Annotated in this window: 10 protein-coding genes; 5 read left to right on the plus strand and 5 right to left on the minus strand. The window is 54.7% G+C overall.

Annotated elements, in window-relative coordinates; genetic code table 11:
- Positions 1 to 57: 57 nt before the first annotated feature.
- Positions 58 to 1,560, plus strand: a complete 1,503-nt coding sequence (locus tag OGY35_RS00340) for a helicase HerA-like C-terminal domain-containing protein (RefSeq protein ID WP_286631136.1) — start codon at positions 58 to 60, stop codon at positions 1,558 to 1,560.
- Positions 1,561 to 1,698: 138 nt separating this feature from the next.
- Here OGY35_RS00340 and lptG read toward each other — a convergent pair whose 3' ends face one another.
- The 3 genes from lptG to ytgA form a co-directional block, all read right to left on the minus strand.
- The gene (gene lptG / locus OGY35_RS00345; RefSeq protein WP_152401824.1) at positions 1,699 to 2,781 is read right to left on the minus strand and encodes an LPS export ABC transporter permease LptG; all 1,083 of its coding nucleotides are present in this window, start codon (positions 2,779 to 2,781) and stop codon (positions 1,699 to 1,701) included.
- Positions 2,781 to 3,881 (minus strand): LPS export ABC transporter permease LptF, encoded by a 1,101-nt coding sequence (gene lptF / locus OGY35_RS00350; RefSeq protein ID WP_286631137.1) that lies wholly within the window; start codon positions 3,879 to 3,881, stop codon positions 2,781 to 2,783. Before lptF ends, lptG begins: the two co-directional genes overlap by 1 nt.
- Before the next feature lie 62 nt (positions 3,882 to 3,943).
- The gene (ytgA, locus tag OGY35_RS00355; RefSeq protein WP_211180521.1) at positions 3,944 to 3,994 is read right to left on the minus strand and encodes a protein YtgA; all 51 of its coding nucleotides are present in this window, start codon (positions 3,992 to 3,994) and stop codon (positions 3,944 to 3,946) included.
- A gap of 153 nt (positions 3,995 to 4,147) precedes the next feature.
- Between ytgA and pepA the strand changes: the two genes are divergently transcribed.
- From pepA to OGY35_RS00370, 3 genes are all read left to right on the plus strand, one after another.
- Entirely contained in the window at positions 4,148 to 5,659 is a 1,512-nt protein-coding gene (gene pepA, locus OGY35_RS00360) for a leucyl aminopeptidase (protein ID WP_094465749.1), read from the plus strand.
- A gap of 163 nt (positions 5,660 to 5,822) precedes the next feature.
- Positions 5,823 to 6,266, plus strand: a complete 444-nt coding sequence (gene holC / locus OGY35_RS00365) for a DNA polymerase III subunit chi (protein WP_046495682.1) — start codon at positions 5,823 to 5,825, stop codon at positions 6,264 to 6,266.
- The gene (locus OGY35_RS00370) at positions 6,266 to 9,121 is read left to right on the plus strand and encodes a valine--tRNA ligase (protein ID WP_286631138.1); all 2,856 of its coding nucleotides are present in this window, start codon (positions 6,266 to 6,268) and stop codon (positions 9,119 to 9,121) included. The genes holC and OGY35_RS00370 overlap by 1 nt, the downstream gene beginning before the upstream one ends.
- A gap of 72 nt (positions 9,122 to 9,193) precedes the next feature.
- Here OGY35_RS00370 and OGY35_RS00375 read toward each other — a convergent pair whose 3' ends face one another.
- Entirely contained in the window at positions 9,194 to 10,384 is a 1,191-nt protein-coding gene (locus OGY35_RS00375) for a YjgN family protein (RefSeq protein ID WP_152401815.1), read from the minus strand.
- A 179-nt stretch (positions 10,385 to 10,563) separates the two neighbouring features.
- Here OGY35_RS00375 and OGY35_RS00380 point away from each other — a divergent pair, with 179 nt between their 5' ends.
- Positions 10,564 to 11,067: a GNAT family N-acetyltransferase gene (locus OGY35_RS00380; protein ID WP_178828442.1), complete on the plus strand. Its 504-nt coding sequence runs from the start codon at positions 10,564 to 10,566 to the stop codon at positions 11,065 to 11,067.
- Between the two features lie 6 nt (positions 11,068 to 11,073).
- On the opposite strand, the gene OGY35_RS00385 is transcribed toward OGY35_RS00380, so the two are convergent.
- Positions 11,074 to 11,904 carry a topoisomerase II gene (locus OGY35_RS00385; protein ID WP_286631139.1) on the minus strand — a complete coding sequence of 277 codons (831 nt, stop codon included), beginning with the start codon at positions 11,902 to 11,904 and terminating at the stop codon, positions 11,074 to 11,076.
- Positions 11,905 to 11,945 lie beyond the last annotated feature (41 nt).

Consider the following 11,945-nt stretch of genomic DNA (forward strand, 5'->3'; position numbering starts at 1 on the left):
ATATTCTCTTTCCTTCACATTGCCTATACTCGACGCAGGATAAATGGAGGAAATCTAATGAGCTCACCCCTGCTGATTGCCCGCACGCCAGACACTGAACTGTTTTTACTCCCCGGTATGGCAAACCGTCATGGACTGATTACTGGCGCGACCGGTACCGGGAAAACCGTTACGCTGCAAAAACTGGCCGAATCGCTGTCGGAAATCGGCGTGCCGGTATTTATGGCCGATGTGAAAGGTGACTTAACGGGCGTCGCCGCTGAGGGACAAGCCTCCGAGAAACTGCTCGCCAGACTGAAAAATATCGGAATTACCGACTGGCAACCGCACAGCAACCCGGTGGTGCTGTGGGATATCTTCGGTGAAAAGGGCCATCCGGTTCGCGCCACGGTCTCTGACCTCGGGCCGCTGCTGCTGGCGCGTCTGCTGAACCTTAACGAGGTACAGTCCGGCGTACTAAACATTATCTTCCGCATTGCCGATGACCAGGGTCTGTTGCTGTTGGATTTCAAAGACCTGCGGGCCATCACCCAATACATCGGCGACAACGCCAAATCCTTCCAGAATCAGTATGGCAACATCAGCAGTGCTTCAGTCGGGGCTATTCAGCGCGGACTGTTGACGCTTGAACAGCAAGGGGCGACGCACTTCTTTGGCGAGCCGATGCTCGACATCAAAGACTGGATGCGTACCGATGCCAACGGCAAAGGGATCATCAATATTCTCAGCGCCGAGAAGCTCTACCAGATGCCGAAACTCTACGCCGCCAGCCTGCTGTGGATGCTCTCCGAGCTTTACGAACAGTTGCCGGAAGCTGGCGATCTGGAAAAACCGAAGCTGGTTTTCTTCTTCGACGAAGCGCATTTGCTGTTCAACGACGCACCGCAGGTGTTGCTGGATAAAATCGAACAGGTGATCCGTCTGATCCGCTCGAAAGGGGTTGGCGTCTGGTTTGTTTCGCAGAACCCGGCGGATATTCCGGATAACGTACTCGGTCAGTTGGGCAACCGCGTTCAGCACGCCCTACGCGCCTTCACGCCGAAAGATCAGAAAGCGGTGAAAACCGCCGCACAAACCATGCGCACCAATCCGGCGTTTGATACAGAGAAAGCGATTCAGGAACTGGGTACCGGCGAAGCGCTGGTCTCGTTTCTTGATGCTAAAGGCAGCCCGTCGGTCGTTGAGCGGGCGATGGTAATTGCCCCGTGCTCACGTATGGGACCGGTGACGGATGATGAGCGCAACGGACTGATCAACCACTCTGCGCTTTATGGCAAATATGAAGACGACCTGGATCGCGAATCCGCGTTTGAAATGCTGCAAAAAGGCATACAAGTGGCTACTGAACAACAGAGTAATCCCCCCGCGAAAGGTAAAGAAGTGGCCGTTGACGACGGTATTCTTGGCGGGTTGAAGGATATTCTCTTCGGCAGCACCGGACCGCGCGGCGGTAAGCGGGATGGCGTCGTGCAGAGCGTGGCAAAAAGCGCAGCACGTCAGGTGACCAATCAGATCATTCGCGGGATGTTAGGCAGCCTGATGGGTGGCAGAAGACGCTAGGCATTGCGCCGCAGTTTGCCGGATGGCGGCGTAACCGCCTTATCCGGCCTACAAGAGATGACAACTTACGCATCATAATTCGCGAGTAGGCCTGATAAGCGCAGCGCCATCAGGCACTGCGCCAGAACGTGCCGGAGATTATGACTTACGCATCATCAGCCAGAGGCTGATTAAGAAGAACGAGGCGCTCGGCAGCAGTGCGCCGATAATTGGCGGGATGCCGTACACCAGCGTCAGCGGGCCGAAGATCTGGTCCAGCACGTAGAAGACAAAACCAAAGCTTATCCCCGTCACCACACGCACGCCCATTGGCACGCTACGCAGTGGGCCAAAGATGAACGACAGCGCCATCAGCATCATCACCGCAACGGACAGCGGCTGGAAGACTTTGCTCCACATATTGAGCTGATAGCGTCCGGCCTCCTGGCCGCTCGACTTCAGGTACTTCACGTAGTTGTGCAGACCGCTGATGGAAAGCGCATCCGGGTCCAGCGCCACCACGCCCAGTTTGTCCGGCGTGAGGTTAGTTTTCCAGGTACTGCTCACGATTTGCGAACCGGTTACCTGCTTCGGATCGGTCAAATTTGACTCATCCACCTGCGACAGACGCCAGACCTTCTGTTCCGGATCAAACTTCGCAGACGCGGCATAGCGCACGGACTGCAGACGACGCTGATCGTTAAAGGCGTAGATACTGATCCCCCCTAACTCTTCATCGCCTTTCACCCGTTCGATGTAAACAAAGTTATTGCCGTCTTTCGCCCACAGCCCCTGCTGGGTGGAAAGCAGCGAACCGCCGTACATCGCCTGCGCACGGTAGTTACGCGCCATTTGCTCGCCCTGCGGCGCAACCCACTCGCCGATGGCCATGGTCAGCAGCACCAGCGGGATCGCGGTTTTCATCACCGAGAGCGCTACCTGCATACGGGTAAAACCCGACGCTTGCATCACCACCAGTTCGCTGCGCTGAGCCAGCATCCCAAGGCCTAGCAACGCGCCAAGCAGCGCCGCCATTGGGAAGAAAATCTGCACATCTTTCGGCACGCTGAGCAGGGTGTACATCCCCGCGCCCAGCGCATCGTAGCTCCCCTGCCCGGCTTTTTTCAGCTGGTCAACAAACTTGATGATGCCGGAAAGCGACACCAGCATGAACAACGTCATCATGATGGTGGTGAAAATAGTTTTACCGATATAGCGGTCAAGGACACCAAATGGCTGCATCACACCGCTCCTTTACGCGAAAAACGGGCGCGCAGACGGCGCACCGGCACTGTATCCCACAGGTTCAGGCCCACTGCCAGCGCCAGGTACAGCAGGTTGACGACCCACATCCAGATAACCGGATCCAGCTTACCTTTCCCGCCGTTGGATTTCAGGGAGGTTTGGATCAGGAAGAACATCAGATACAGCAGCATCGCAGGCAGCATTGACAGCACGCGGCCCTGACGTGGGTTGACCACGCTCAGCGGTACGACCATCAGCGCCATCATAAATACGGTGAATACCAGCGTGATGCGCCAGTGCAGCTCCGCACGGGCCCGATCGGTATCAGTGGACCACAGCGTACGCATATCCATCTGGTCAGTATCGTTAGGATCCAGCGCTACCGCCTGATGACCAATAATCGCCTGATAGTCCTGGAAGTCGGTGATGCGGAAATCACGCAGCAGTGCGGTGCCTTCAAAGCGGGTACCTTTGTTCAGGGTGACCACCTGCGTGCCGTCGCGCAGTTGCGATAAATGTCCGGAATCGGCAACCACCACGGAAGGACGGGCGTTACCTTTCGGGCGAATCTGCGCGAGGAACACATCTTTAAAATGGCTACCCTCAACGCTTTCAATGAACAGTACCGAACCGCCGTTGGTGGCCTGCTGGAACTGCCCTTGCGCCAGTGCAGCCATGCCTGGATTGGCTTTCGCCTCAGCGAGTACCTCATCCTGATGCTTTGACGACCACGGTCCCGCCCACATGACGTTAACGGCGGCGATGATACCGGTGAACAGCGCCAGGATCATGGCGGCTTTCACCAGCACGGACTTGCTCAGACCGCAGGCATGCATCACCGTAATTTCACTTTCGGTATACAGTTTGCCCAGAGTCATCAACAGGCCGAGGAACAGGCTGAGCGGCAGGATGAGCTGCGCCATTTCAGGCACGCCGAGGCCCAGCAGCGAGAGCACCAGATTTGCCGGAATGTCACCGTCAACCGCTGCGCCGAGGATCCTCACTAACTTTTGACAAAAGAAAATCAAAAGCAGGATGAAGAGGATGGCAAGCTGGCTTTTGAGCGTCTCCCGCACCAGATATCTTATGATTATCACTTTAAATACGCCCGTAAAAACTCGTCTTTTGCAGGAATTTAGCTTGTTTCATGGCTTAAACGTCATTTATTCTCTTGAGTCGTCGAAATCGTCGCTAAAATTATTATACTCAGCGGATTCGCCACTCAGAACGCGTTCTGATGTGCCAATGCCGTAATAACGTTAAGATTAACACGAAGTCACCGCAACTGCGGACATGAGTTACGAAAGCTTGCAATTCTAACCGCAGGCGCCGCCGTTGTCTTTAAGATTCAGGAGCGTAGTGCATGGAGTTTAGTGTAAAAAGCGGTAGCCCGGAGAAACAGCGGAGTGCCTGCATCGTCGTGGGCGTCTTTGAACCACGCCGCCTTTCTCCGATTGCAGAACAGCTCGATAAAATCAGCGACGGGTACATCAGTGCCCTGCTGCGCCGTGGCGAACTGGAAGGCAAACCAGGTCAGACCTTGTTGCTGCACCATGTTCCCAACGTGCTGTCCGAGCGTATTCTCCTCATCGGATGTGGCAAAGAGCGCGAGCTGGATGAACGTCAGTATAAGCAGGTTATTCAGAAAACGATAAACACTCTGAATGATACCGGCTCGATGGAAGCCGTCTGCTTCCTGACCGAACTGCACGTCAAAGGCCGCAACAACTACTGGAAAGTACGTCAGGCTGTCGAGACGGCCAAAGAGACGCTGTACAGTTTCGATCAGTTGAAGACCACCAAAAGCGAGCCGCGTCGCCCGCTGCGTAAAATGGTCTTCAACGTGCCGACCCGCCGTGAACTGACCAGCGGCGAGCGTGCTATCCAGCACGGACTGGCCATTGCCGCCGGTATTAAGGCTGCGAAAGACCTCGGCAACATGCCGCCGAATATCTGCAACGCCGCCTACCTGGCCTCTCAGGCGCGCCAGTTGGCTGACAGCTACAGTAAGAATGTGGTCACCCGCGTCATCGGCGAACAGCAGATGAAAGAGCTGGGAATGCACTCTTACCTCGCCGTCGGTCACGGTTCGCAGAACGAATCGCTGATGTCGGTGATCGAGTACAAAGGCAGTCCGTCCGAAGACGTCCGCCCGATCGTGTTGGTCGGTAAAGGGCTCACCTTTGATTCCGGCGGTATCTCCATCAAGCCTGCCGAAGGCATGGACGAGATGAAGTACGACATGTGCGGTGCCGCAGCCGTTTACGGCGTGATGCGCATGGTGGCGGAGCTTCAGTTGCCGATCAACGTCATCGGCGTGCTGGCGGGCTGTGAAAACATGCCGGGTGGTCGCGCCTATCGTCCGGGCGACGTGCTGACGACGATGTCCGGTCAGACGGTCGAAGTGCTGAACACCGATGCCGAAGGCCGTCTGGTACTCTGCGACGTCTTAACCTACGTTGAGCGTTTTGAGCCGGAAGCCGTGATCGACGTGGCGACTCTGACGGGTGCCTGCGTGATTGCGCTGGGCCACCACATCACCGGTCTGATGTCGAACCATAACCCGCTGGCGCACGAGCTGATCGGCGCGTCTGAACAAGCCGGTGACCGCGCATGGCGTCTGCCGCTGGGTGATGAGTATCAGGAACAGCTGGAGTCCAATTTTGCGGACATGGCGAATATTGGCGGCCGTCCTGGCGGTGCGATCACCGCAGGCTGCTTCCTGTCGCGCTTTACCCGCAAGTACAACTGGGCGCACCTCGATATCGCCGGTACCGCCTGGCGCTCCGGGAAAGCCAAAGGCGCAACCGGTCGTCCGGTGGCGCTGCTGTCACAGTTCCTGCTCAATCGTGCGGGTTTTTCCGGCGAAGAGTAAGTTTGCTTGCCGGATGGCGCTGCGCTTATCCGGCCTACAAGCCGTAATTTGTCGATGAATGAAATACGATTGTAGGCCTGATAAGGCGCGTTAGCGTCGCCATCAGGCAATAAGGCCGGGTCATCCGGCTTTGCGTTTAAATCCACCACAAGAAGCCCCATATATGAAGAATGCAACGTTCTATCTTCTGGACAACGAAAACACCGTCGATGGCTTAAGTGCCGTCGAGCAACTGGTGTGTGAGATTGCCGCAGAACGTTGGCGCAGTGGTAAACGCGTGTTGATTGCCTGCGAAGACGAAAAACAGGCAATTCGCCTGGATGAAGCACTGTGGGCCAGACCGGCTGACAGTTTCGTCCCGCACAATCTGGCAGGTGAAGGACCGCGCGGCGGCTCGCCGGTGGAAATCGCCTGGCCGGAAAAACGCAACAGCAGCCCGCGCGATCTGCTCATCAGTCTGCGCGTTGGCTTTGCAGATTTTGCCACCGCTTTCACAGAAGTGATAGACTTCGTTCCTTACGAAGATTCTCTGAAACAATCGGCGCGTGAACGCTACAAAGCCTACCGCGTGGCTGGTTTTAACCTGAATACGGCAACCTGGAAATAATGGAAAAGACATACAACCCCCAAGATATCGAACAGCCGCTTTACGAGCACTGGGAAAAGCAGGGCTATTTCAAGCCTAACGGCGATGAAAGCAAAGAGTCCTTCTGCATCATGATCCCGCCGCCGAACGTCACCGGCAGTTTGCATATGGGTCATGCTTTCCAGCAAACCATCATGGACACCCTGATCCGCTACCAGCGCATGCAGGGGAAAAATACCCTGTGGCAGGTCGGTACCGACCACGCCGGTATCGCGACCCAGATGGTGGTTGAGCGTAAAATTGCCGCAGAAGAAGGTAAAACCCGTCACGACTATGGTCGCGATGCCTTCATTGACAAAATCTGGCAGTGGAAAGCGGAATCCGGCGGCACCATCACTCGCCAGATGCGCCGCCTCGGTAACTCCGTTGACTGGGAGCGCGAGCGCTTCACCATGGACGAAGGTCTTTCCAATGCCGTGAAAGAAGTGTTTGTCCGCCTGTACAAAGAAGATCTGATTTACCGTGGCAAACGCCTGGTGAACTGGGATCCAAAACTGCGCACCGCCATTTCTGACCTGGAAGTGGAAAACCGCGAGTCTAAAGGCTCGATGTGGCATATCCGCTACCCGCTGGCCGACGGCGCAAAAACCGCTGACGGTAAAGATTACCTGGTGGTTGCGACCACCCGTCCGGAAACCCTGCTCGGCGATACCGGCGTTGCCGTCAACCCGGAAGATCCGCGTTATAAAGATCTGATTGGCAAATTCGTGGTGCTGCCGCTGGTAAACCGCCGCATTCCGATCGTCGGTGACGAACATGCCGACATGGAAAAAGGCACCGGCTGCGTGAAGATCACCCCGGCACACGACTTTAACGACTATGAAGTCGGTCGTCGTCATGCCCTGCCAATGATCAACATCTTCACCTTTGATGGCGATATCCGCGAAACGGCGGAAGTGTACGACACCAAAGGCGAAGAGTCTGACGTTTACTCAAGCGAGATCCCGGCTGAGTTCCAGAAACTGGAACGCTTTGCCGCACGTAAAGCGGTGGTTGCCGCCGTCGACGCACTGGGCCTGCTGGAAGAGGTTAAACCACACGATCTGACCGTCCCGTACGGCGACCGTGGCGGCGTAGTCATCGAACCAATGCTAACCGACCAGTGGTACGTCCGTGCCGACGTGCTGGCAAAACCGGCGGTGGAAGCGGTTGAGAATGGCGACATTCAGTTCGTACCGAAGCAGTACGAAAATATGTACTTCTCCTGGATGCGTGATATTCAGGACTGGTGTATCTCCCGTCAACTGTGGTGGGGTCACCGTATTCCGGCATGGTACGACAACGACGGTAACGTCTATGTGGGCCGCAACGAAGACGACGTGCGCAAGGAAAACAACCTGGGTGCCGACGTTGCGCTGCGTCAGGACGACGACGTACTGGATACCTGGTTCTCCTCCGCGCTGTGGACCTTCTCCACGCTCGGCTGGCCGGAAAACACCGACGCGCTGCGTCAGTTCCATCCGACTTCCGTGATGGTCTCCGGCTTCGACATCATCTTCTTCTGGATTGCCCGCATGATCATGATGACCATGCACTTCATCAAAGATGAAAACGGCAAGCCGCAGGTGCCGTTCCATACCGTCTACATGACCGGTCTGATTCGTGACGACGAAGGGCAGAAAATGTCCAAATCCAAGGGCAACGTCATTGACCCGCTGGATATGGTCGACGGGATTTCCCTGGCAGACCTGCTGGAGAAACGTACCGGCAACATGATGCAGCCGCAGCTGGCAGAGAAGATTGCTAAGCGTACCGAGAAACAGTTCCCGGACGGCATTGAGCCGCACGGCACCGACGCCCTGCGCTTCACCCTGGCCGCGCTCGCCTCTACCGGTCGCGACATCAACTGGGATATGAAGCGTCTGGAAGGTTACCGTAACTTCTGTAACAAGCTGTGGAACGCCAGCCGCTTTGTGCTGATGAACACGGAAGACCAGGATTGCGGCTTCAACGGCGGCGAAATGACCCTATCGCTGGCGGACAGATGGATCCTCGCGGAATTCAACCAGACCACGAAAGCGTATCGTGAAGCGCTGGACAACTTCCGCTTCGATATCGCCGCGGGCATTCTGTACGAGTTCACCTGGAACCAGTTCTGCGACTGGTATCTGGAACTGACGAAACCGGTGATGAACGGAGGGACGGAAGCTGAACTGCGCGGCACTCGCCACACGCTGGTTACCGTTCTGGAAGGTTTGTTGCGCCTGGCGCACCCGATCATTCCGTTTATCACGGAAACCATCTGGCAGCGCGTGAAAGTGATTTGTGGGATTACCGCCGACACCATCATGCTGCAACCGTTCCCGGCCTATGACGCGTCTCAGGTTGATGAAGCCGCCCTTGCCGATACCGAATGGCTGAAGCAGGCTATCACCGCGGTGCGTAATATCCGTGCGGAAATGAACATCGCGCCGGGCAAACCGCTGGAACTGCTGCTGCGTGGTTGCAGCGATGACGCGATTCGTCGCGTGAACGACAACCGCAGCTTCCTGCTGAATCTGGCGCGTCTGGAAAGCATCTCCGTGCTGCCTGCCGACGACAAGGGTCCGGTATCGGTCGCCAAAATTATCGACGGTGCCGAACTGCTGATCCCGATGGCAGGCCTCATCAACAAAGAAGATGAGCTGGCGCGTCTGGCAAAAGAAGTGGCGAAAATCGAAGGTGAAATCAGCCGTATCGAAAACAAACTGGCTAACGAAGGCTTTGTGGCGCGCGCGCCGGAAGCGGTCATCGCTAAAGAGCGTGAGAAGCTGGAAGGCTACGCCGAAGCGAAAGCGAAGCTGGTTGAGCAGCAGGCGGTCATCGCCGCGCTGTAATCGAATAACCGGATAACGGTAATGTAAAAAGGCCGGAGCATGCTCCGGCCTTTTTGTATCAGGTTTGTTGTATCAAATAAATGGAACCTGCGGCATCATACCGCGTGAAAGCACCGCAATCGGTCCTGTCTCGGGTTGTTCATCATGGTCAGTCAGTTCCAGAGTATCCAGATCGCCATCAACCCAGGTATTCGCCGCCAGGAAACGCAGATAGCGCATCTTCATTAACGGATAGGCCAGCCCCAGCGTAATGGACGATACCACGGCAATCAGCACCCACTGCACCACCAGCGCATGAAATGCGATACCGGAATGAAAACGGATACCGCCGTTCGCGAGCGTCAGACTGTTCATAAAATGATTACGCAACCCCATCCACATATACCCAGTGGAAAGCAGAATAGCAGCGAAATAGAGCAGGTAGCAGGCGATGATTTGTCCCTGGTACTCAAGGATCAGTGCAAGCTGCGCCTCCTCACTCATCCCGCCCATCATGCTGGCCATCATGATGGCGCTGAAAATGCCGGAAAAGAGCCAGGCAATCATCGCCAGGAAAGGCACAACGATCAGCATCGACAGGAAACACACTTTAATGCACTGTTTTACGCTTACCGCAACAGCGAAACGATGAATACCAAACTGACCGCCCTCACCGAGCAGCGTAATCCATTTCGCATACACGACACCGGCAATAACGCCGGCACCCGCCAGGAAAATAACGAATGCTAACAGGACTTTTGTAATAATAGCCGTAACGCTGTCACCAGGAATATTCACCACCAGGAGAATAATCACCGTCAGCAGAATATAAAGCACAACGGGTAATCCCATCATCACCCACCATGCACGTCCCAATGGACTGTGAAAGTTAAAGCGTACATTATTCAGCGTGGTCATCATGGCATTATATTTTATGCTTTTGACCATAAAGAGAGGTAACACCAGGAAAAATACCAACAGTAACACCAGTTCAAGCGCGGGCACGGCAGCGAAGAAAGAGATCAAGATAATAACAAAAACCAGGAACAACCAGCTTAAGAAAATTGCCAGTCCCGTCGCATGGTAGCCAAAACGCGCACCGTTCAATTCCATATTTTCATAAATATAGCGACGACTGCGCACCATCGCCCATGGTGTATAGATACCAAGAGTAATGATACATAGAATGATATTAGTCAGGCAGATCATAAAATATTCTCCGGCGCGACCATGAAAGTCAAACTGCCAACGAGACTGCTGCCCGTTTTTTACTACTGAGTCCATAACAATTCCTTTGTTTGCCAAATATAAAAATGAAAACTATTAAATAATATCACTATCAGAAAACGCAGAATAACCCGTTCAGTGAAGAAACGCTTGTTTTTTTACGTACTGCTTGCATGCTTTCACAGACAGTGATATCAATTATAATTATATATATGTAGATTTAATTAAACGAAAATATGAGTAATCAACAGCATCAGTCCCTCACTCTCCGTCCCCTTTGCGTACAGGATAATCCTGTCATCGCGGCGGTTATCCGCCAGGTGTCCGCCGAATATGGTCTCACCGCTGACAAAGGCTATACGGTTGCCGATCCGAATCTGGACGAACTGTATCAGCTCTACTCTCAGCCAGGCCATGCGTATTGGGTGGTGGAGCGTAATGGGGAAATCGTGGGCGGTGGCGGAATTGCCCCGTTAACGTGTAGCGAACCCGATATTTGCGAGCTGCAAAAAATGTACTTTTTGCCCGCAGCGCGCGGACAAGGCATGGCGAAAAAGCTGGCGCTGATGGCGATGGACCACGCTCGCGCGCAGGGATTTAAACACTGCTATCTGGAAACCACTGCCTTTTTACGCGAGGCGATTGGCCTGTACGAACATTTAGGGTTTGAGCATATCAGCGAACCGCTGGGCTGCACCGGGCACGTCGATTGCGAAGTGCGCATGCTCAAACCCCTGTAAAGCAGGTTATTGCATCTCAGGCGATACCGAAAGTCGAATCACGCCAGCGGCCTGCGCGGCTGGCAATTTCAACACTTCCACCCACATATCCTGCACCAGATCGCAGACAACCTTTTCTTTCCCCACGCCCTTCTGCGGCTCAGCCATAAGCTGTACATCCTCTCCGTAACGCTGCACCAGCACCGGTACGACATTTTGCAGATCCTCCATGGCCTGTTGTTTCTCAGCCTCTGTCACCGTGTGTTTATTGACACCATACGCCGCGCGCATCATCGTGGCATCGCCTTCCATACGCCGTTTCAGAATATCCTGTGAGATCAGACGCGTCGGGTTAATCCCGCCTTTGACCTGCGGGAAGAGAAAGCGGAAACACTCGTCGTCGCCTTTTTTCTGCACCGCGGCAATCTGTTCGAGATTGATCTTCATATAGTCAACGACGTTGCTGTCCGGTGCCTGCTGTAAACGCGACATCTGAATTTGTAGCACCTGCGGTTGAATGGTATCGATAATTTGCTGCTCGGTTTTACCTTCATTTTTTAGCTGCAGCGCCTGTGTACGAAGATGGATCCAGAATGTCGGCTCCTGTTCCTTCAGTACCTGAAACGTCGGCATTTGCAGTAGCGCGGCATCAAACTGCTGCTCTTCCGTTTGACCGGATGCCGCTTTTTCTCGCGGGATCAGGTAGTGCACGTCAAAGAGGTTCCACGCGACGATCGCCACAATCATCAGCACCGCGCCAGAGGCTTTCCCCACCCAGCCTTTTTTACGCATCAGCCCAATCACCGCAGCGATAACCGCGCCGACGTAGCCTGCGAGAAGTACATGTGTCCAGTTCATCGGTATTCCTTGCCCTGAAAAAGAGACATTTTTCCCTGCTC

It is taken from the genome of Citrobacter sp. Ct235, assembly GCF_030332305.1.
In the GTDB taxonomy this organism is placed as follows: domain Bacteria; phylum Pseudomonadota; class Gammaproteobacteria; order Enterobacterales; family Enterobacteriaceae; genus Citrobacter_A; species Citrobacter_A telavivensis.